At 63.0% G+C, this 18,779-nt stretch carries 21 protein-coding genes and 1 riboswitch; of the genes, 9 read left to right on the forward strand and 12 right to left on the reverse strand.

What is annotated here, in order from left to right; translation table 11 throughout:
• Positions 1 to 78: 78 nt before the first annotated feature.
• A complete protein-coding gene (gene tyrS / locus ACTG4K_RS04820) occupies positions 79 to 1,257 on the reverse strand; it encodes a tyrosine--tRNA ligase (RefSeq protein WP_439113143.1) in 1,179 nt (392 codons plus the stop codon).
• 283 nt (positions 1,258 to 1,540) lie between these two features.
• Here tyrS and ACTG4K_RS04825 point away from each other — a divergent pair, with 283 nt between their 5' ends.
• The gene (locus ACTG4K_RS04825; RefSeq protein WP_439113057.1) at positions 1,541 to 2,890 is read left to right on the forward strand and encodes a peptidoglycan DD-metalloendopeptidase family protein; all 1,350 of its coding nucleotides are present in this window, start codon (positions 1,541 to 1,543) and stop codon (positions 2,888 to 2,890) included.
• 80 nt (positions 2,891 to 2,970) lie between these two features.
• On the opposite strand, the gene erpA is transcribed toward ACTG4K_RS04825, so the two are convergent.
• The 5 genes from erpA to rplM all read right to left on the reverse strand — a co-directional run bounded on the left by erpA (position 2,971) and on the right by rplM (position 5,523).
• Complete coding sequence (erpA, locus tag ACTG4K_RS04830; protein ID WP_304840170.1) at positions 2,971 to 3,336, reverse strand: iron-sulfur cluster insertion protein ErpA; 366 nt, start codon at positions 3,334 to 3,336, stop codon at positions 2,971 to 2,973.
• Between the two features lie 115 nt (positions 3,337 to 3,451).
• On the reverse strand, positions 3,452 to 3,850 hold the full coding sequence (locus ACTG4K_RS04835) for a bactofilin family protein (RefSeq protein WP_439113058.1): 399 nt from the start codon (positions 3,848 to 3,850) through the stop codon (positions 3,452 to 3,454).
• A 24-nt stretch (positions 3,851 to 3,874) separates the two neighbouring features.
• Complete coding sequence (locus ACTG4K_RS04840; RefSeq protein WP_439113059.1) at positions 3,875 to 4,582, reverse strand: DUF6776 family protein; 708 nt, start codon at positions 4,580 to 4,582, stop codon at positions 3,875 to 3,877.
• 104 nt (positions 4,583 to 4,686) lie between these two features.
• The gene (gene rpsI, locus ACTG4K_RS04845) at positions 4,687 to 5,079 is read right to left on the reverse strand and encodes a 30S ribosomal protein S9 (protein WP_304832514.1); all 393 of its coding nucleotides are present in this window, start codon (positions 5,077 to 5,079) and stop codon (positions 4,687 to 4,689) included.
• Between the two features lie 12 nt (positions 5,080 to 5,091).
• On the reverse strand, positions 5,092 to 5,523 hold the full coding sequence (gene rplM / locus ACTG4K_RS04850) for a 50S ribosomal protein L13 (protein ID WP_056267763.1): 432 nt from the start codon (positions 5,521 to 5,523) through the stop codon (positions 5,092 to 5,094).
• A gap of 230 nt (positions 5,524 to 5,753) precedes the next feature.
• On the opposite strand from rplM, the gene ACTG4K_RS04855 reads away from it, so the two are divergent.
• The 6 genes from ACTG4K_RS04855 (at position 5,754) to ACTG4K_RS04880 (ending at position 10,730) form a co-directional block, all read left to right on the forward strand.
• The gene (locus ACTG4K_RS04855) at positions 5,754 to 6,671 is read left to right on the forward strand and encodes a 23S rRNA (adenine(2030)-N(6))-methyltransferase RlmJ (protein WP_439113060.1); all 918 of its coding nucleotides are present in this window, start codon (positions 5,754 to 5,756) and stop codon (positions 6,669 to 6,671) included.
• A gap of 120 nt (positions 6,672 to 6,791) precedes the next feature.
• Complete coding sequence (gene paaA / locus ACTG4K_RS04860; RefSeq protein WP_439113061.1) at positions 6,792 to 7,823, forward strand: 1,2-phenylacetyl-CoA epoxidase subunit PaaA; 1,032 nt, start codon at positions 6,792 to 6,794, stop codon at positions 7,821 to 7,823.
• Positions 7,820 to 8,122, forward strand: a complete 303-nt coding sequence (gene paaB / locus ACTG4K_RS04865; protein ID WP_304840182.1) for a 1,2-phenylacetyl-CoA epoxidase subunit PaaB — start codon at positions 7,820 to 7,822, stop codon at positions 8,120 to 8,122. The genes paaA and paaB overlap by 4 nt, the downstream gene beginning before the upstream one ends.
• The gene (gene paaC, locus ACTG4K_RS04870) at positions 8,122 to 8,970 is read left to right on the forward strand and encodes a 1,2-phenylacetyl-CoA epoxidase subunit PaaC (RefSeq protein WP_439113062.1); all 849 of its coding nucleotides are present in this window, start codon (positions 8,122 to 8,124) and stop codon (positions 8,968 to 8,970) included. Before paaB ends, paaC begins: the two co-directional genes overlap by 1 nt.
• A gap of 5 nt (positions 8,971 to 8,975) precedes the next feature.
• Positions 8,976 to 9,494 (forward strand): 1,2-phenylacetyl-CoA epoxidase subunit PaaD, encoded by a 519-nt coding sequence (gene paaD / locus ACTG4K_RS04875; protein WP_439113063.1) that lies wholly within the window; start codon positions 8,976 to 8,978, stop codon positions 9,492 to 9,494.
• Between the two features lie 132 nt (positions 9,495 to 9,626).
• Complete coding sequence (locus ACTG4K_RS04880; protein ID WP_439113064.1) at positions 9,627 to 10,730, forward strand: 2Fe-2S iron-sulfur cluster-binding protein; 1,104 nt, start codon at positions 9,627 to 9,629, stop codon at positions 10,728 to 10,730.
• Positions 10,731 to 10,797: 67 nt separating this feature from the next.
• Here ACTG4K_RS04880 and ACTG4K_RS04885 read toward each other — a convergent pair whose 3' ends face one another.
• The 5 genes from ACTG4K_RS04885 to ahcY all read right to left on the reverse strand — a co-directional run bounded on the left by ACTG4K_RS04885 (position 10,798) and on the right by ahcY (position 15,948).
• On the reverse strand, positions 10,798 to 12,075 hold the full coding sequence (locus ACTG4K_RS04885) for an O-acetylhomoserine aminocarboxypropyltransferase/cysteine synthase family protein (RefSeq protein WP_439113065.1): 1,278 nt from the start codon (positions 12,073 to 12,075) through the stop codon (positions 10,798 to 10,800).
• Positions 12,076 to 12,112: 37 nt separating this feature from the next.
• Positions 12,113 to 12,733 (reverse strand): septal ring lytic transglycosylase RlpA family protein, encoded by a 621-nt coding sequence (locus ACTG4K_RS04890; RefSeq protein WP_439113066.1) that lies wholly within the window; start codon positions 12,731 to 12,733, stop codon positions 12,113 to 12,115.
• A 38-nt stretch (positions 12,734 to 12,771) separates the two neighbouring features.
• A complete protein-coding gene (gene metF, locus ACTG4K_RS04895; protein ID WP_439113067.1) occupies positions 12,772 to 13,602 on the reverse strand; it encodes a methylenetetrahydrofolate reductase [NAD(P)H] in 831 nt (276 codons plus the stop codon).
• A gap of 45 nt (positions 13,603 to 13,647) precedes the next feature.
• Complete coding sequence (locus ACTG4K_RS04900) at positions 13,648 to 14,409, reverse strand: TlyA family RNA methyltransferase (RefSeq protein ID WP_439113068.1); 762 nt, start codon at positions 14,407 to 14,409, stop codon at positions 13,648 to 13,650.
• A gap of 105 nt (positions 14,410 to 14,514) precedes the next feature.
• Positions 14,515 to 15,948: an adenosylhomocysteinase gene (ahcY, locus tag ACTG4K_RS04905; RefSeq protein WP_439113069.1), complete on the reverse strand. Its 1,434-nt coding sequence runs from the start codon at positions 15,946 to 15,948 to the stop codon at positions 14,515 to 14,517.
• A gap of 74 nt (positions 15,949 to 16,022) precedes the next feature.
• A riboswitch (S-adenosyl-L-homocysteine riboswitch) is annotated at positions 16,023 to 16,110 on the reverse strand.
• 54 nt (positions 16,111 to 16,164) lie between these two features.
• Here ahcY and ACTG4K_RS04910 point away from each other — a divergent pair.
• Positions 16,165 to 16,974, forward strand: coding sequence for an HAD-IIB family hydrolase (locus ACTG4K_RS04910; RefSeq protein ID WP_439113070.1), 810 nt, complete (start codon positions 16,165 to 16,167; stop codon positions 16,972 to 16,974).
• 86 nt (positions 16,975 to 17,060) lie between these two features.
• Here the strand turns inward: ACTG4K_RS04910 and ACTG4K_RS04915 are convergent, their stop codons facing one another.
• Entirely contained in the window at positions 17,061 to 18,158 is a 1,098-nt protein-coding gene (locus ACTG4K_RS04915) for a YeeE/YedE family protein (protein WP_439113071.1), read from the reverse strand.
• Positions 18,159 to 18,303: 145 nt separating this feature from the next.
• On the opposite strand from ACTG4K_RS04915, the gene ACTG4K_RS04920 reads away from it, so the two are divergent.
• Positions 18,304 to 18,690 (forward strand): hypothetical protein, encoded by a 387-nt coding sequence (locus ACTG4K_RS04920; protein WP_439113072.1) that lies wholly within the window; start codon positions 18,304 to 18,306, stop codon positions 18,688 to 18,690.
• The last annotated feature ends 89 nt before the right edge of the window (positions 18,691 to 18,779 follow it).

Genomic DNA, 18,779 nt, shown 5'->3' on the forward strand with positions numbered 1-18,779 from the left:
GTTCGATTGTCCTTCACCGCAGTCGGCATCGACCGAGCAGAGGGCGCACCAGCGCAGGCGCTCGCGCCGGTAGCGCGGCTACCCCAGGGTGACCTTGGCAAACTTGCGCTTGCCCACCTGCACCACGTACACACCGGCGCCCAGCTTCAAGCCCTTGTCGCTGACCACACTGGAGTCGATACGCACACCGCCGCCATCAATCAGGCGGTTGCCTTCACCGTTGGACGCCACCAGCCCCGCCGCATTGAGCAACGCCGCCACACCCATGGGCGCACCGGACAACGTGACCTCGGGAATATCGTCCGGCACACCGCCCTTGCTGCGGTTGACGAAGTCCTGCTCGGCCGCGTTGGCGGCCACCGCGCTGTGAAAGCGCGTGGTGATTTCCTTGGCCAGCATCACCTTGGCGTCCTTGGGGTTGCGACCGCCCTCCACTTCATTTTTCAGCGCCTCAATCTGGGCCAGAGACTTGAACGACAACAGCGTGTACCAGCGCCACATCAGTGTGTCGCTGATGGAAAGCACCTTGGCAAACATACTGTTCGGCTCTTCGGTGATGCCGATATAGTTGTTCTTGGACTTCGACATCTTGTCGATGCCATCCAGTCCTTCAAGCAGCGGCATGGTCAAAATGCACTGCGGCTCCTGGCCATATTCCTGCTGCAGGTGGCGCCCCATCAGCAGGTTGAATTTCTGGTCGGTGCCCCCCAGCTCCAGGTCGCTCTTGAGCGCTACAGAGTCGTAGCCCTGCATGAGCGGGTACAAAAATTCGTGCACGCTGATCGGCGTGCCGGCCTTGAAGCGGTCGTGAAAGTCGTTGCGCTCCATCATGCGCGCCACGGTGTACTTGGCGGCCAGCTGAATCATGCCCATGGAGCCCAGTGGCAGGCTCCATTCACTGTTGTAGCGAATCTCGGTCTTGGCGGGGTCCAGCACCAGGCTGGCCTGTTTGTAATAGGTCTCGGCGTTGGCCTTGATCTGCTCACTGGTGAGCGGCGGGCGCGTGTTGTTGCGGCCAGAAGGGTCGCCGATCAAGCTGGTGAAGTCGCCGATCAGAAAAATCACCTGATGCCCCAGGTCTTGCAGCTGGCGCATCTTGTTGAGCACCACCGTGTGGCCGATGTGGATGTCCGGCGCGGTCGGGTCCAGCCCCAGCTTGATGCGCAGCGGCACACCGCTGGCCTCAGACTTCATAAGTTTTTTCGCCCAGTCGTCCTGGGGGATCAATTCCTCACAACCGCGCAGCGTCACGGCCATGGCCTCTCGCACGCCGTCTGTCAGTTCAAGCCCAGGCAGGGTATTTTTTTTAGAACTATCGAGATCTTTTTGGCTGGGATTCATACGGGATTTTTCGGATGCAATAGCACTTGATCTGGCTATACTTTTGAGGGTTGACAGTAGATTTTAGTGGCGCCGCTTTTGGCGGCGCTGCAAACTGTTTCATGGCTTTGCCTTTGCCAGCGGGAACCATCGTGCGTCCCACTGTCTCCACCATGCTTTTCGCAAACCGCGACAGCGGTCTGCCTGCCGGAACCGTATTTTGACCAATTCGCTACTCAACACGCTGGCCAGTCTCGTTCAAGCCACAAGCACAAGCATCGCAAAACACCCCCACCGCGTCATGGGTGCCATCGGCGTGCTGTTGCTTGGCACCGGCGTCACGGCCTTTGGCATTGCGCCCCTCGCGCCCGACGCGGCCAAACTGCCGGTCAGCCAAGTCATTGAATCGCTGGCCCTGGAGCCCCTGACCCTTGACACACTGACCGCCGCCGAGCCGCTCACGCTTTTTCGCAGCGAAACCGTTCGCCGCGACGATACCGCCCAAAGCCTGCTGCAGCGCGTGGGCGTTGCCGATGCAACCGCGCAGAACTTTCTGCGCACAGACCCCGTCGCCCGGCAGCTTTTTTCGGGCCGCGCAGGCAAGCTGGTCAGTGTTGAAACCACCGACCGTGGCGAGTTGCTCAAGCTGATCGCTCGCTGGCTGCCCGATGATGGTCGTCAATTCAACCGGCTGGTGATCGAAAAAGAGGGGCTGGGCCTCGGCTCGCGCCTTGAAACGGGAGATCTCACCGCCTCCGCCCGGCTGGCCAGCGGCACCATTCGCAGCTCGTTGTTTGCGGCCACCGATGCAGCCAACCTGCCGGACAGCGTGGCCATCCAGCTCGCTGAAATATTCGCCTCTGAAATCGATTTCCGGCGCGATCTGCGTCAGGGTGATCGTTTCAGCGTGGTCTACGAAACCCTGGAAGCCGACGGCGAAGCCATGCGGGCAGGCCAAGTGCTGAGCGCCGAATTCATCAACAACGGCCGTGAGCACGAAGCGGTCTGGTTTGACGGCGAGGGCAAGAAAGGCGCGTACTACGGTTTTGACGGCCAAAGCTCGCGCAAATCCTATTTGACGTCTCCGCTTGAGTTCTCGCGGGTCAGCAGCGGCTACGGCATGCGCTTTCACCCCATCTCGGGCCAACAAAAAGCCCACTTGGGCGTGGACTATGCAGCCCCCACCGGCACACCGGTGCGCACCATTGGCGACGGCATGGTGACCTTTGCCGGCTGGCAACGCGGCTACGGAAACACCATCCAGATCCAGCACAAAGACAACCAAACGACGCTGTACGCCCACCTTAGCCGCATTGATGTTACCCGTGGGCAGCGCGTGGACCAAGGTGACCGCGTGGGTGCGGTCGGCTCTACCGGTGCGTCCACCGGCCCGCACCTGCACTTTGAGTTCAGAACCAACAACGTGCCACAAGACCCACTGGAAATCGCACGGCAGAGCGAGAACATACCCATCAACCCGGCATTGCGCGCCCGCTTTGAGGCCGTGGCTCAGCTGCAACGTCTGCAGCTTGACGCTGCTGCCACCCTGCAGCAGGCCAGCGCGCAGTAAGCGGTCCGCCAGACGTCACACAAAAACGTCTGACGAAAAAAAGGGAGCCATGGGCTCCCTTTTTTTGTTTGACCCAAGGGTCAAACGCTGAAACTGGAACCGCAGCCGCAGGTGCTGTTGGCGTTGGGATTCTTGATGACGAACTGCGCGCCTTCCAAATCTTCCTTGTAATCAATTTCGGCGCCCACCAGATACTGGTAGCTCATGGCATCGATCAGCAGGGACACGCCGTTTTTGGACATGATGGTGTCGTCTTCGTTGATCACTTCGTCAAAAGTGAAACCGTACTGAAAGCCCGAACAGCCACCGCCCTGCACAAAAACGCGCAGCTTTAAATCCGGATTACCCTCTTCGGCCACCAGATCGGCCACTTTGGCTGCAGCGCTGTCCGTAAAGACCAGCGGGGCAGGCATTTCAGTCTGGATGTTCTCGGCCATTGCGCTCATGGATCACCTCGTGTCGTGGTTGTGGCGGACGTGACCGCCACATAAAAATGGTCACCGTGGATGACCGTCATCCACAGCAGCACTGAATGCTATAGCAAAACGGTCGGAATTGTGCTCAACCGTTATTTGCCGCCAGTTTCAGTATGGGTTTGTCTTCCAGGGCGCCGGACACGGGCTTGAGCTGACCAAAAATGGTGGCTCCCTGGTGCATTTCCAGCGCCTTGTACGATACATCACCTTCGATGCGCGCCTTGGGCTGCAGTTCGAGCAGTTCAAAAGCAAACACCGGGCCCCTCACCGAGCCGTTGATGATGACGTGGTCCGCGTGAATCTGTCCGGTCACACTGGCCGACTCGCTGACCACCAAAATGCTCGGCTGCTCTTCGCTGGCCCGAATGTCACCCACCACATCGCCGTCTACACGCAAACCGTCGTGAAACACAACATGGCCTTCAATGTGAGTGCCTTGGGCGATCAGGCTTTTGATGGGTGGTTGTTTTTTCTTGCCAAACATGGGGGTCTCCAGACGGGTAAAAATTTACAGCTTCACGGTTTGCACCGACTTGACGGCACCACCTTGCAGGATTTTGGCGGTCACGACTTTCACCACCGCCAAGGGCGGCACCGCGACGATACCCTCTTGCCGCAGGTAGCTTTTGATCAGCACCGCCTGTGGCGCTGCCGCCTGCGCCATGGACCAAGGCTTGCCCTCAAGCATCCCGGTGAACGTGATTTCAAGCGAGCCTTTGAATTCTGGCGCATTTTTGGATGCCTGGATCATCAGTGCCTGCCACTTGAGCTGCCCTTCCGACAAGCGTTCCACCTGCAAGCCACGAATGCTCAGCGCATCGCTGCCCGTACCGGGTATCAGGCGCTCGAAAAACCCGAGGTCGCTGCGCAACATCTGGTTGTCGATTTCCAGTTGGCGAATCTGCTGGGCCAGCTGCTCCTGCACCGCTTTTTCTGCGGTAAGCAGGCTCTCGGAGGTGTTGGACACCGACTGGGCTTTGCCCAAATCGCTGCGCAGCTGCTGCACCTCGGCGCGCAGTTGAACCAGCTCCTGTTTGGCGTTGCGGTCCAGGCCAGCAATGTCTTTGCCCACCTCAAAGGTCCAGAGCGCCAGCGCACCCGAAAACCCGAGCACCACCGCGCCGAGCAACCACCGAAACGGCCATGGCAAGGCACTGCGCACCGCCATGCGGGGCGCGCTCACGGTCAGCCGTCTTCGCAACAGACGCAAACGCATTCAGGCCACCTTTCAGTGTGGAAACCAACGCAACAAAACCCCAAAACGCAAAAACCGCCCCAAGACAAGCTTGAAGGCGGTTTTTGCTGCAGAAGCCTGGCGTATTAACGCTTGCTGAACTGCTTGGCGCGGCGCGCAGAGCGCAGACCGACCTTTTTACGTTCGACTTCGCGGGCATCGCGCGTCACGAAACCGGCTTGCGACAGGCTTGGCTTGAGCGTAGCGTCGTAGTCGATCAGGGCGCGGGTGATGCCGTGGCGCACAGCGCCGGCCTGGCCGGATTCGCCACCGCCGTGCACGTTCACCATCACGTCGAAGGTATCGGCGTGGTTGGTCAACAGCAGGGGTTGCTTGGCGATCATGATCGAGGTTTCGCGGCCGAAGTAGGACTGGATGTCCTTGCCGTTCACAACGATTTGGCCGGAGCCTTTTTTCAGAAACACGCGGGCGACGCTGGATTTGCGACGGCCGGTGCCATTGTTCCATTCACCAATCATCTCAAGGCTCCTTTACAGTTCCAGCACTTGCGGCTGTTGGGCGGTGTGCGGATGCTCTGCACCACCGTACACCTTGAGCTTCTTGATCATGGCGTAACCGAGCGGGCCTTTGGGCAGCATGCCCTTGACAGCCTTCTCGAGTGCGCGGCCAGGGTGTTTGGCTTGCATGTCGCGGAAGTTGGTGCCGTAGATACCGCCGGGGTAACCGGAGTGGCGGTAGTACACCTTGTCCAGGGCTTTGTTGCCCGTGACGCGGATCTTGGCTGCGTTGATGATGACGATGAAGTCACCGGTATCGACGTGAGGCGTGTAAATGGCCTTGTGTTTGCCGCGCAAACGGAGAGCAACTTCACTGGCTACTCGTCCGAGGACCTTGTCGGTCGCGTCAATCACAAACCACTCGTGCGTCACGTCAGCGGGTTTGGCGCTAAACGTTTTGGTCATGAGTTTCTCTATTCAAGAAGTGGTTTGGCGGCTCTTTTCCACGGTCGGTTTTTCTCTGCTGGAAAACTCTTAGGTGGGTTTGCTGGTGACCGGTTGCCCGTCCTTCAGTCTTCGCCGCGGAGCCATGCGATTCGCTGCGAAGCCTTCCATTGTACGAATAAATGTGTTCACACGGCAAGTTTCGTGCGATGCGCTTGTGGCGAACGTGGCCAAAGCGCTACCATCAGGCCATGTTCAGTTACAGACACGCCTTCCACGCAGGCAACCACGCCGATGTGCTCAAGCACACCATTTTGATTGCCACACTGCGCCATTTGATGCAGAAAGAGGCGGGGATCACGCTGATCGACACCCATGCCGGTGCCGGCTTGTACCGACTGGACGGCGACTACACCGAGACCGGCGGGGAAGCCAAAGACGGCGTGGTGAAGCTGTTTGCTGCGCTGCGCCCGGCGGGCAAGCCTGCGGCGGCCCCGGTGGCACCCGCGCTGGCGGAGTACATGGACCTGATCGCCAGCTTCAACCCGTCTGGAGCGCTGCGCGTGTACCCGGGCTCCCCCTTTGTGATGCACCACCTGCTTCGGGCCGAATCGCGCGATCGGCTCAAGCTGTTTGAACTGCACCCCACCGACAGCAAGGTGCTTGCGGCCAACATTGCCCAGCTCGAAGCGGGCCGACAAATTGCGGTGGCGCGCGAAGACGGCTTTGAAGGCATCAAGGCTTTTTTGCCGCCACCACCTTCGGCCACCGGCTCCAAGCGCGCCGCGCTGCTGATGGACCCGAGCTACGAGGTGAAAACCGACTACGGCCGCGTCAGCGCGTGCATACAGGAACAGCTCAAGCGCTTCCCCACGGGCACGTACATGGTGTGGTACCCGATCATTCCCCGACCCGAAGCGCACGACCTGCCGCGGCGCCTCAAGACGCTGGCCAACCAAAGCAAGCGGCCGTGGCTGAACGCCACGCTGGCCATCGGCCAGGACCCGACGCACGGCCCAGAAGACCGCCCCGGCTTGACTGCCAGCGGCATGTTCGTGATCAACCCGCCACACACCCTGAAAGCCGTGCTGCAGGCTGCCCTGCCGCAAATGCTCGCGGTGCTGGGCCGTGGCCGTGGCCAGGGCCAAACGGTGGATTCCGGCGGTTGAAGCGCCCGTGCCGCCCCCGGTAAAACCCTGATACTTTGCACAAGAATTAACCGACCGATCGGTCGGTTAATTGACTATACTGCGGCTTCACGCGCCCCGTCACGGCGCAGGAGCTGCCCCATGTACACACAATCTTTCAATGTGCCGGACGAAGCCGGTGAAGCCAAATCTGCTGGACTGAAAGCCGTGCCAGCCCCCTTGGGCCAGGCTGAAGCAGCGCTGCAAGCGCACTTTGACGCCGTGATCGACGCCGACGGCAAGATCGAGCCGCGCGACTGGATGCCCGAGGCCTACCGCAAGACGCTGGTGCGCCAGATCAGCCAGCACGCGCACAGCGAGATCGTGGGCATGCTGCCCGAAGGCAACTGGATTAGCCGCGCGCCCAGCCTGAAACGCAAAGCGATCCTGATTGCCAAGGTGCAGGACGAAGGTGGCCATGGCCTTTATCTCTACAGCGCAGCGGAAACCCTGGGCACCAGCCGCGACCAGATGCTGGAAGGCCTGCACAGCGGAAGAGCCAAGTACAGCTCCATCTTCAATTACCCGACGCTGAACTGGGCCGACGTGGGCGTGATCGGCTGGCTGGTGGACGGCGCGGCGATCATGAACCAGATTCCACTGTGCCGCTGCAGCTACGGCCCTTACGCCCGCGCCATGATCCGCGTCTGCAAGGAAGAGAGCTTCCACCAGCGCCAGGGCTACGAGGCCCTGCTGGTGATGATGCAAGGCACGGCCGAGCAAAAAGCCATGGTGCAAGACGCGGTGAACCGCATCTGGTGGAAGTGCCTGGCCATGTTTGGACCGCCTGACGGCGACAGCCCCAACAGCACGCAAGGTATGCGCTGGGGCATCAAGCGCATCAGCAACGACGACCTGCGCCAGAAGTTCGTGGACGCCACCGTGCCGCAGGCCGAGGTGCTGGGTGTGACCCTGCCCGACCCGGACCTGAAGTGGAACGAAGCGCGCGGCCACTGGGACTACGGCCAGATCGACTGGGACGAGTTCTGGGCCGTGGTGAACGGCAACGGACCTTGCAACAAAGAACGCCTGGCCACCCGCGTGAAAGCCCACGAGCAAGGCGCCTGGGTGCGCGAAGCCGCTATGGCCCACGCCGCCAAACAGCAAGCCCGCAACCTGAAGGAGGCCGCATGAGCACCCCTGCATCCGCTTTGAAAGAATGGCCCCTCTGGGAAGTGTTTGTGCGCAGCAAGCAAGGCCTGGAGCACAAACACTGCGGCAGCCTGCACGCCAGCGACGCACAGCACGCGCTGCAGATGGCGCGAGACGTGTACACCCGCCGCCAGGAAGGTGTGAGCATCTGGGTGCTGCCGTCCAACGCTATCACCGCCAGCGAGCCCGACAGCAAGGACAGCTTCTTCGACCCAGCGGCGGACAAGATCTACCGCCACCCAACGTTTTACGAGATCCCTGAAAAAGTGGGGCACATGTGATGGCTGCACACGCTCCTGTCGACTACTTGCTTCAACTGGCCGACAACGCGCTGGTGCTGGGCCAGCGCAACGCTGAATGGTGTGGCCACGGCCCCATCTTGGAAGAAGACTTGGCCTTGGCCAACAACAGCCTGGACCTGATTGGTCAGGCGCGCCTGCTGTACCAGCACGCGGCCAGCCTCATCAACGCCGACCCGGCCGAGGCCCAGCGCTTCGCGCACCTGCAGGGTGCACGCCAGAATGGCTTGATCACGGAGGACACGCTGGCCTACTTCCGGGACACCGCCGAGTTTCGCAACCACACACTGATGGAACTGCCGCACCACGGCCCGCTGGTGGGCTACGCGGTGAGCGAACGCGACTATGCGGTGACGATTGCACGCAACTTTCTCGTCAGCGCGCTCATGGCGCTGGTGTGGGACGCGCTGCAGGCCTCCGAAGATGCGCACCTGGCTGCGATCGCCACCAAGTCGCTCAAAGAGGTGCGCTACCACCTGCGCCACAGCAGCGACTGGCTGGTGCGCCTGGGCGATGGCACCGGCGAATCCAGCCACCGGGCACAAGCTGCGGTGGACCATCTGCTGCCCTACTGCGAAGCGTTTTGGCAGCCTTCGCCCGCCGAGCAGGCGGCTGTGGCCGATGGCAGCGGTGTGGACTTGCGCACGCTGCGTGAGCCGTGGAATGCACTGGTCAACGAGACGCTGCAGGAAGCCACGTTGAGCCGGCGCGACCAGCCGCACGCAGGCTACGTGGCACAGGGCCATGTGGGGGTGCATTCTGAGCACCTGGGCTTCTTGCTCGCCGAGATGCAGAGCCTGGCACGCGCACACCCTAGCGCGGTCTGGTGATACCCATGGGCGCAGCCACCGAAACTTCGTTGCAGGCCATTGCGCAGGCGCTGGCCCACCTGGCCGACCCGGAGATCCCCGTCGTTTCACTGACGGAGCTGGGCATCCTGCGCGAAGTGCGGGAAGGCGCGGACGGTACGCCCGAGGTGGTGATCACGCCCACTTACAGCGGTTGTCCGGCCATGGGTCAAATTGAGGACGACATCGTGGCAGCCTTGCGCGAAGCCGGCTTGGCGGCCCGCGTGATCACGCAACTCTCACCCGCCTGGACTACCGACTGGATGAGTGACGTGGCGCGCGAGAAGCTGCGCACGTATGGCATTGCGCCACCGCACTGCACGCAAGCCGCACCCACTGGTGTGCTGCGCTTCAGCCGCCAGGCCGTAACAGCCGAAGCCATTGCCTGCCCACAATGCGGCTCGCACAACACCACTGAAACATCGCCATTCGGGTCGACCGCCTGCAAAGCCTTGTACCGCTGCCTCGACTGCCTAGAACCCTTCGACTACTTCAAACCGATTTAGACAGATCCACCCCCCGCGCCGTGCTTTGCCCCCTCAAGGGGGCAACGTCTGCGGCCCGGCAAAGCCGGTTCCGCGACGTTCTGAGAGGATCATCGCACTCGCCATACTGCATCTGCCCTACGGAGTTCACCCATGACCGCACCCCGCTTCCACGATCTTCCCGTTGCCCGCGTCTGCCCCGAAGCGGCCGGTGCGGTGGCCATCACGCTGGCGGTGCCGCTGGCGCAGCGCGACGCCTTCAGCTTCCAGCCCGGCCAGTTCCTCACGGTGCGCGCCACCATTGGCGGCCAGGACGTGCGGCGCAGTTACTCCATCAGCAGCCCGCGCAGCCTGCTCACGCAGCAAGGTGAACTCACGCTGGGCATTCGCCCGGTCGAGGGCGGTGTGTTTTCCAACTGGGCGGCGGCCGAACTGAAGGCTGGCGACACGCTGCGCGTGATGCCGCCCGACGGCCGTTTCACCGTTCACAAACCGCGCGCCTTGCACCGCGTGGGCTTTGCAGCGGGTTCGGGTATCACGCCCATTTTGTCGATCATGGCCAGCACGCTGGAAGAATCAACCGACGCCAAATTCACCCTGGTCTACGGCAACCGGCGCATGGCCAGCGTGATGTTCAACGAAGCGCTGCAAGACCTGAAGGACCGCTACCCCGGTCGTCTCACGCTGATCCATGTCTTGTCGCGCCAGGCCCAAGAAGTGCCGCTTCTGGAAGGCCGTATCGACGGCGACAAGGTGCGCCAGATCATGGCCACCCTGCTCCCGGTGGGCAGCATGGACGAGGTGTTCATCTGTGGCCCCGAAGCGATGATTGAGGCTACCGAAAAAGCCCTGCTGGACGCGGGTGTGCGCCCCGATCGCGTGCACACCGAACGCTTCACCTCACCCACGCTGGAGGCCTTGCCTACCGAGCAGCGCCAAGCCGCCGTGCTGGGTCACCCGGCCGTTCGCACCGACGGCGAAGTGGCCCTGACCGTGGTGCTGGACGGCAAACCACACCAACTGCGCATGGGCAAAGACGAACGTGTGCTGGACGTGGCGCTCAACGCCGGGCTGGACCTGCCGTGGTCTTGCCGCGGCGGTGTGTGCTGCACCTGCCGGGCCAAAGTGATGGAAGGCGCCGTGCAGATGGACAAAAACTTCACCCTGGAACCCTGGGAAACCGACAAGGGCTTCGTGTTGAGTTGCCAGGCCCGGCCCACCACCGATACGCTGGTGGTGAGCTACGACGAGCGCTGAGCAGCCTTCGCTGACCCAACAAAAAACCCGCCTCGGCGGGTTTTTTGTTATCAGAACCATGAGCGCGTCAGACTTTTTCCAGGGCCTGTTCCAGATCGGCCATCAGGTCGTCGATGTGCTCGATGCCGACGGACAGGCGGACCATGTCGGGGCTCACGCCGGCTTTCTTCATCTCGTCGGGGTTGAGCTGGCGGTGCGTGGTGGTGGCCGGGTGGCAAGCCAGCGACTTGGCGTCGCCGATGTTGACCAGGCGCGTGAAGAGTTGCAGCGCGTCCTGGAAACGGGTGCCGGCGGCGATGGCGTCGCCAGACTTCAGGCCAAAGCTGATGATGCCGGAGGCCTTGCCGCCCATGTATTGCTGCACCAGCGCGTGGTCCTTGTGGCTGGGCAAACCGGCGTAGTTCACCCAGGCGACCTTGGGGTGGTTCTGCAGGTGCGTGGCGATCTTCACGGCGTTCTCGCAGATGCGGTCCATGCGCAGTGCCAGGGTTTCGATGCCTTGCAGGATCTGGAAGGCGTTCATGGGCGAGAGCGCCGCGCCCATGTTGCGCAGCGGCACCACACGGGCACGGCCGATGTAGGCGGCAGCGCCCAGCGCTTCGGTGTAAACCACGCCGTGGTAGCTCACGTCGGGTTCGTTCAGGCGCTTGAAGCGGGTCTTGTGTTCGGCCCAGGGGAACTTGCCGCTGTCCACGATGGCGCCGCCGATGGTGGTGCCGTGGCCGCCCAGGTACTTGGTCAGCGAGTGCACCACGATGTCGGCACCGTGTTCAAACGGGCGGCACAGGTAGGGGCTGGTCACGGTGTTGTCCACGATCAGCGGCACACCGGCGGCGTGGGCCACGGCGGCCAGTGCGCCAATGTCGGTCACGTTGCCCAGCGGGTTGCCGATGGACTCGCAGTAGATCGCCTTGGTGCGCTCGTCGATCAGCGCGGCGAACGCGGCCGGGTCACGTGGGTCGGCGAAACGCACCGTGATGCCCTGCTGCGGGAAGGTGTGGGCGAACAGGTTGTAGGTGCCGCCGTAGAGCGTGCTGGCCGACACGATGTTGTCGCCGCTCTCGGCGATGGTCTGGATCGCCGCCGTGATCGCCGCCATGCCCGAGGCCATGGCGAGCGCGCCGATGCCGCCTTCGAGCGCAGCCAGACGCGCTTCGAGCACGCCGTTGGTCGGGTTCATGATGCGGCTGTAAATGTTGCCGGCGACCTTGAGGTCGAACAGATCGGCGCCGTGCTGGGTGTCATCAAACGCGTAGGCCACGGTCTGATAAATGGGCACCGCCACCGCCTTGGTGGTGGGGTCGGGGGTGTAGCCGCCATGCACGGCGATGGTTTCGATCTTCATGGGTGTCTCCTGCGGGTAGGGATGTCAACGGGGCCGCTCATTCTCGCAGCAAGTGCACCTCGGTCACACCCCGGTCGCGCACGCCCAGCGCGACGGCCGCAGCGCGGCTCAGGTCGATGATGCGTTGGTGTTTGTATGGCCCACGGTCGTTGATGCGCACCACCACCTCTTTGCCAGTGTGCACGCTGCGCACGCGCACGCGGGTACCAAACGGCAGGGTTTTGTGGGCCGCTGTCAAGGCGTGCATGTCAAAGCGCTCGCCACTGGCCGTGCGCCGGCCGTGAAAGCGCGGGCCGTACCAAGACGCACGGCCTTTGGCAAACACGGCGCTGGGACTGCCACTGGCGGCTGCGCTAGGCGCAGCGGTTTCGGCCGCCGCTGCGACCTCGGGCTGCTCACCTGACACAGAGAGCGCAGAAGCTGCGTCCAATGGTTCCACAGCGGGCTTGGGGGCCCGGACTTGCGCAGATGACTTGCTGGGCGGGGCAACAGGTGCAGCGGCGCGGGACGCTGGCGCAAGCGCTCCCTCACCGGACGGTCTGGGCAATGGGCTGCTGCAAGCAGACAAACCGAGCGCCAGCGCCGCCAGAAATGGCCAGCAGGCTGCCAGCCAGGGCGGGTGCGCGGGTGCGCTTGCGGGTTCAAGTTGAAGGGGCATGGCGTTTCCTCTCTGATGTTTTTGGCCAGCCCGACAAGTTACCCCAGTTGAAGCCTTTTGATGATTTCCAGCGTGGTCGCGCTCTGGTTCATGGTGTAGAAGTGCAACGCGGGCACCCCCCCGTTGCGCAGTTGGTCACACAGATCGGTCACCACGTCCAGACCAAAGGCCTTGATGGACGCGGTGTCGTCGCCAAAGGCTTGAAGCCGCAATCGGATCCAGCGCGGGATTTCGGCGCCGCTGGCGTCCGAAAAGCGCATGAGCTGGGTGGAGCTGGTGATGGGCATGATGCCTGGCACCACCGGCACATCGGCGCCGAGCTTGTAGGCGTCGTCCACGAACCGGAAGTAGGCGTCGCTGTTGTAGAAATACTGGGTGATGGCCGAGTCGGCCCCGGCCCGTACCTTGGTGGCATAAGCCTGCAGGTCGGCGTCGGGTGACTTGGCCTGGGGGTGCACCTCGGGGTAGGCGGCCACTTCGATGTGGAAATCGCTGCCGGTCTCCGTCCGAATGAACGCCACCAGATCGCTGGCGTAGTGGAACTCACCACCGATGCCGTAGCCGCTGGGCAGGTCACCGCGCAAAGCCACCAGGCGTTTCACACCCATCGCTTTGAGGGTGGCCAGCTGTTCCAGCACGCTGGCTTTGGTGGCGCCGATGCAAGAGAAATGCGAAGCCGCCGCCACGCCTTCGGCATGAATGGCGCGCACGGTGTCAAACGTGCCTTGCTGGGTGGAGCCACCCGCGCCGTACGTGACGGAGCAAAACTCGGGTTTCACCGCGTAGAGCTGCTGTCGGACCAGGCGAAGCTTCTCGGCGCCTTCTGGCGTCTTGGGCGGAAAAAATTCAAAACTCAGGGGCAGGCCCATGTCAGGTCCTCCTTCGAAAAACGTTATGGTGTGCCGTTGGCTGCGTCAACCCGCCGCACGGGCCGACACAAAAAACTCGCGGTTGCCGTCACCGCCGGCGATCGGGCTTTCAAAATAGTCGAGCAGCTCCAGGGCATGGTCGCGGCAGGCTTGTTCCAGGCGCTCGCGCACCACGGCGTAGCTGGCGGGGTCTTTCACCAGGCCACCTTTGCCAATCTGGGCGGGCTGCAATTCAAACTGCGGTTTCACCAGCATCAGCAAGCGCCCGCCAGCTTTGAGCAAAGGCACGATGGCCGGCCACACCAGCGTCTGCGAAATGAACGACAGGTCGCCCACGATCAGGTCGAACCGTGCTTCGCCACCGCCTGCGGCGGCCAATGCCTCTGCGTCAAGTTCGCGGGCGTTGCATTTTTCAATGCACACCACGCGGGCATCGGCACGCAGCCGGGGGTGCAACTGGCCTTGGCCCACGTCCACACCCACCACCTGGGCGGCACCGCGGTGCAGCAAGCAGTCGGTGAAGCCGCCGCTGCTCTGGCCCACGTCCAGGCAGCGCATGCCCGTCACCGGCAGAGCCACCCGGCTCAGGGCGCCGTCCAGCTTCAGGCCGCCGCGTGAAACAAAGCGCGACTCGGCGCCGTCCAGCAACTCAAGCTCCACCGTCTCGCGCAACTCGTCGCCATTTTTAGCGACCACTTTCCAGTCGCCGCCCGACACGCGCCAACGCACGCCCGAAGCGATGAGCCGCTGGGACTGAGAACGTGACGCGGCCAGGCCGCGTTCCACGAGAAGCTGGTCAGCACGCATGAAGAACCGCAATCAAAACGAAACCCATGCCAGTCCGGCACGAAAAAGAGCGGCCCGCAGGCCGCTCACACCCAGGGCGCCGCAGGCGGCACACAGGTGAAACCATCAGTACCTGTAGGTGTTGGCCTTGTAAGGGCCTTGCTTGGGAACGCCGATGTAAGCGGCTTGCTCGTCGCTCAGCTCGGTCAGCTGGGCACCCACCTTCTTCAGGTGCAGGCGCGCCACTTTTTCGTCCAGGTGCTTGGGCAGCGTGTAGACCTTGCCCACGTCGTAACCGTCGGCATGGCAGAACAGTTCAATCTGCGCAATGGTCTGGTTGGCAAAGCTCGACGACATGACAAAGCTGGGGTGGCCGGTGGCGCAACCCAGGTTCACCAGGCGGCCTTTGGCCAACAAGATGATTTTCTTGCCGTCCGGGAACACCACATGGTCCACCTGCGGCTTGATCTCGTCCCAGGTCAGCTTTTCCAGCGAAGCCACGTCGATTTCGTTGTCAAAGTGGCCGATGTTGCAGACGATCGCCTGGTCTTTCATGGCCGCCATGTGCTCGTAGCGGATCACGTTCTTGTTGCCGGTGGCGGACACAAAAATGTCGCACTTGTCGGCGGCGTATTCCATGGTCACGACCTTGTAGCCTTCCATCGCGGCCTGCAGGGCGTTGATGGGGTCGATCTCGGTCACCCACACTTGGGCGCTCAGGGCGCGCAGGGCCTGGGCCGAGCCTTTGCCCACGTCGCCATAACCCGCCACCACGGCCACTTTGCCGGCGATCATCACGTCGGTCGCGCGCTTGATGGAGTCCACCAGCGATTCGCGGCAACCGTACAGGTTGTCGAACTTGCTCTTGGTGACCGAGTCGTTCACGTTGATGGCGCGGAACATGAGCGAGCCCTTGGCCGACATCTCGTTCAGGCGCAGCACGCCGGTGGTGGTTTCTTCGGTCACGCCAATGATCTGGGCGCTCTTGCGGCTGTACCAGGTGGCGTCCTGGGCCAGCTTCGCCTTGATGGCTGCGTACAGGCAGGTCTCTTCTTCGCTGGTGGGGTTGTCCAGCAGCGAGGCGTCTTTTTCAGCGCGCTTGCCCAGGTGCATGAGCAAGGTGGCGTCGCCGCCGTCGTCCAGGATCATGTTGGGGCCTTCGCCTTCGGTGCCGGCGGCGCCAAAGTCAAAGATGCGGTGGGTGTAGTCCCAGTAATCGGCCAGGGTTTCGCCCTTGATGGCGAACACCGGCGTGCCGGCGGCAGCAATGGCGGCAGCGGCGTGGTCTTGCGTCGAGAAGATGTTGCAGGAAGCCCAACGCACTTGTGCGCCCAGGGCTTGCAAGGTCTCGATCAGCACCGCCGTTTGAATGGTCATGTGCAGCGAGCCGGTGATGCGGGCGCCCTTCAGGGGCTGCTTGGCCGCGAACTCTTCGCGGATGGCCATCAGGCCCGGCATTTCGGTCTCGGCGATCTTGATTTCTTTGCGGCCCCAGTCGGCCAGGCCGATGTCGGCAATGACGCAGTCGGCGTTGACGGTGGAAGGTATGCGTGCGTTCATGGTTCGCTCCAAGGATGGTTGAATGAACCACCTCTGGTGCGGCAAACGGGCAAAAAAAAGCCCATCGCACCACAGGTGGATGAGCGTCGTTGCAGATGTTTCCGAGCCTCACGCCCCGCGCTGGCCGGTGGCCAGGGGTGCGCTGCAACGCTCCTCGGATCACTTCATTCTAGCGCAGTCCGGCTTTTTGCGTGTGTGAGAAACTGGCGCGCTTTCATGCCCCAGTTTGCCCATTCACCCCTTTCCAGCTGGCCTCTGGAGGCCCGCGCGCTCATTCAAGGCGTGCTGACCGACATTGACGACACCCTGACCACCGAAGGCGCCATCACGTCCGACGCGCTGGATGCCTTGCACCGTCTGCGGGCTGCTGGCCTGCCGGTGTTTGCCATCACCGGGCGCCCGGCGGGCTGGAGCGAGGCATTTGCCCTGGCCTGGCCGGTAAGCGCCATCGTGGCCGAAAACGGGGCGGTGGCCTTGTGGCGCGGCCCTGGTGGGGCGTTGTGCCGAGACTACCTGCAAGACGCGCCCACCCGCCAAAGCCACTTCAAGCGGTTGCAAGCCGTGGCTGCTCAAATCCAGGCCGAACTGCCCCAAGCCCGTCTGGCGCAAGACAGTGCGGGGCGGGAAACCGACATCGCCATTGACCACAGCGAGCACCACCACCTGCCCGAAGCCGACGTCCAGCGGGTGGTGCGCCTGATGCAAGCCCAGGGCCTCAACGCCACGGTGAGTTCCATCCACATCAACGGCTGGATCGGAGAGCACGACAAGCTGGCAGGCGCACGCTGGATCGTGCGCACGCAGCTGGGCCGCGAGCTGGACCACGAAACGGAGCGCTGGGTGTATGTGGGCGACTCCACCAACGATGCGCGCATGTTTGGCCACTTTCCGCACAGCGTGGGCGTGGCCAATGTGGCGCGGTTCTGGTACCAGCTTTCACACCGCCCCCGCTATGTGACGCAAGGCGAACGCGGCGCCGGGTTCACCGAAGTGGCGAACGCGGTGCTTGCCGCCCTAGAACGCTGAGCCGTGCCGTGAGCCTGCCAGCCTTGGCGTACCGAAACCGAAACCGAAACCGAAACCGAAACTGAGAGGAGCGAAGCAGACTCGGCTCAAGGGGCGGGACTGGCCACCGCCGCACCGCTGTGCGTCTCGGCTTGGTGCCTGGGGCGGTCCAGCACCCGGTCGGCCAGGCCACCGCCCACCCACATGCCCAGCAAGGTCAGCCAGGCCGTCACGGCAAAAATGGCGCCGCCGGTCATGCCGGCGCCCACGGCACAGCCCCCGGCCAGCATGGAACCAAAGCCCATGAGCACCGCGCCGATGATGTAACGCGGCATGGTGTAGCCCCCGCCAAAGCCTTCCAGCTTCAAGTCGCCACCCACCATCGCGCCCACCAGCGAGCCCAGAAACACGCCCGGCATGAGCCCCAGGCCAAAGGTCCATGGTTCGCCGGGTTCGCTCAGCACCCGCATCAGCCATTCGGCCGAAGGGCCGCTGAAGGTGAGACCTTGAATTTGCACCGGTTCAAAGGAGTTCGCCATCACCTGATAGGTGCCGGCCCAAGCCAGGGCCACCATGAGCCCGGTGCCAATGCCGCCGGCCCACTTCCAGAAGCCCCAACCGCTGTGGTGCGCAAAAAACAGCGCCGTGATCAGCCACACCGCCGCAAACACCAGCCCGTCCCAAGGGCCAGCGCCCACCAGTGACAACACGCTGCGCGCCGGGCCGCCGTCCACCACCCACCAGCTGGCCATGGCCTCGCGCAGCGGTGCCAACACGCCGCCCAGCGAAGCCTGGGCCACCACGGCAAAGATCAGCCCGGACAGCAAGGCGCGCAAGTTGCCATTGGCCGACAGCACCAGCAAGCGGCTGGCGCATCCGCGCGTCATGACCATGCCCACGCCAAAAATCAGGCCGCCCAGCAAGGCGCCCGACAAACTGCCCCGCGCCGACAGCTGGCGTGCCGTGCTCACGTCCAACCCGCCCGACACCACCAGCAGCTGCACACCCACCACCGCCGTGGCAAAGGCCAGCAACCACACCGCCAGCTTGTCGCCAAACTTGCCGTGCCAGAACTCAATGACCGCCGCGCGCAGGCAAAAGCGCGAGCGCTGGGCAAAAAAGCCGAAGCCCAGCCCCACCAGCAAGCCGCAAAGCGCCAACACCGCGGGTTCGCCCCGGCTTTCAATCCAGCCTGTCCAGTCCATTGCAGCTCCAATTATTTGTATATGCGTATTGGCGAATATTACGCCGAGGCCTGCGCGCCAGGTTGATCTTCAGCAAACTCCGTGCAACGTTTTCAACGGGTTAAGCTCAAACCTCGGTATTTTCTGAACCCGAAAGGACCCTTCAATGGCCATTCCCTGGCTGCTGGCCCTCAAAGTCATCCCCTGGGGCGACGTGATTGAACACGCGCCCAAGGTGCTCAACGCAGCGCGCAAGCTGATGGACCGTCAGCGCACCGAACCCGCGCCCGCGGTGACCACAACCGCCACCGCCGATCTGGTGGGCGACGCCCAACCCAGCCTGGGCGAGCTGAAAAACCGGCTGATTGCCGCCCAGGTGCAGCTGGACCGGCACGCCGAGATGCAAGCACAGCTCACCCAGACGCTGACCGAACTCGCCGAACAAAACGCGCGGCTGGTCAGCGCGGTGGAACTCCTGCGGGTGCGTACCCGCATGCTGCTGTGGGGTGCTGCGGCGCTGGTGTTGGCGGTGGTGTGGCTGGCTTTGCGCTGAACGACGCCAGCCGTTTTCAAACCACCCTCAACCACCCTCCCCGCGCTGCACGCTCAGCGAAGCGTCGCAGCCCACACCCGCCGCAATCC

Origin of the sequence: Hydrogenophaga sp. (assembly GCF_965657535.1) — a bacterium.
Classification (GTDB): domain Bacteria; phylum Pseudomonadota; class Gammaproteobacteria; order Burkholderiales; family Burkholderiaceae_C; genus Hydrogenophaga.

Bases quoted from the DNA above. Each gene is read 5' to 3' on its own strand.
- tyrS (WP_439113143.1), bottom strand. From the start codon at position 1,257: ATGGCCGTGACGCTGCGCGGTTGTGAGGAATTGATCCCCCAGGACGAC.
- erpA (WP_304840170.1), bottom strand. From the start codon at position 3,336: ATGAGCGCAATGGCCGAGAACATCCAGACTGAAATGCCTGCCCCGCTG.
- ACTG4K_RS04835 (WP_439113058.1), bottom strand. From the start codon at position 3,850: ATGTTTGGCAAGAAAAAACAACCACCCATCAAAAGCCTGATCGCCCAA.
- ACTG4K_RS04840 (WP_439113059.1), bottom strand. From the start codon at position 4,582: ATGCGTTTGCGTCTGTTGCGAAGACGGCTGACCGTGAGCGCGCCCCGC.
- rpsI (WP_304832514.1), bottom strand. From the start codon at position 5,079: ATGATTGGTGAATGGAACAATGGCACCGGCCGTCGCAAATCCAGCGTC.
- rplM (WP_056267763.1), bottom strand. From the start codon at position 5,523: ATGACCAAAACGTTTAGCGCCAAACCCGCTGACGTGACGCACGAGTGG.
- ACTG4K_RS04855 (WP_439113060.1), top strand. From the start codon at position 5,754: ATGTTCAGTTACAGACACGCCTTCCACGCAGGCAACCACGCCGATGTG.
- paaA (WP_439113061.1), top strand. From the start codon at position 6,792: ATGTACACACAATCTTTCAATGTGCCGGACGAAGCCGGTGAAGCCAAA.
- paaB (WP_304840182.1), top strand. From the start codon at position 7,820: ATGAGCACCCCTGCATCCGCTTTGAAAGAATGGCCCCTCTGGGAAGTG.
- paaC (WP_439113062.1), top strand. From the start codon at position 8,122: ATGGCTGCACACGCTCCTGTCGACTACTTGCTTCAACTGGCCGACAAC.
- paaD (WP_439113063.1), top strand. From the start codon at position 8,976: ATGGGCGCAGCCACCGAAACTTCGTTGCAGGCCATTGCGCAGGCGCTG.
- ACTG4K_RS04880 (WP_439113064.1), top strand. From the start codon at position 9,627: ATGACCGCACCCCGCTTCCACGATCTTCCCGTTGCCCGCGTCTGCCCC.
- ACTG4K_RS04885 (WP_439113065.1), bottom strand. From the start codon at position 12,075: ATGAAGATCGAAACCATCGCCGTGCATGGCGGCTACACCCCCGACCCC.
- ACTG4K_RS04890 (WP_439113066.1), bottom strand. From the start codon at position 12,733: ATGCCCCTTCAACTTGAACCCGCAAGCGCACCCGCGCACCCGCCCTGG.
- metF (WP_439113067.1), bottom strand. From the start codon at position 13,602: ATGGGCCTGCCCCTGAGTTTTGAATTTTTTCCGCCCAAGACGCCAGAA.
- ACTG4K_RS04900 (WP_439113068.1), bottom strand. From the start codon at position 14,409: ATGCGTGCTGACCAGCTTCTCGTGGAACGCGGCCTGGCCGCGTCACGT.
- ahcY (WP_439113069.1), bottom strand. From the start codon at position 15,948: ATGAACGCACGCATACCTTCCACCGTCAACGCCGACTGCGTCATTGCC.
- ACTG4K_RS04910 (WP_439113070.1), top strand. From the start codon at position 16,165: ATGCCCCAGTTTGCCCATTCACCCCTTTCCAGCTGGCCTCTGGAGGCC.
- ACTG4K_RS04915 (WP_439113071.1), bottom strand. From the start codon at position 18,158: ATGGACTGGACAGGCTGGATTGAAAGCCGGGGCGAACCCGCGGTGTTG.
- ACTG4K_RS04920 (WP_439113072.1), top strand. From the start codon at position 18,304: ATGGCCATTCCCTGGCTGCTGGCCCTCAAAGTCATCCCCTGGGGCGAC.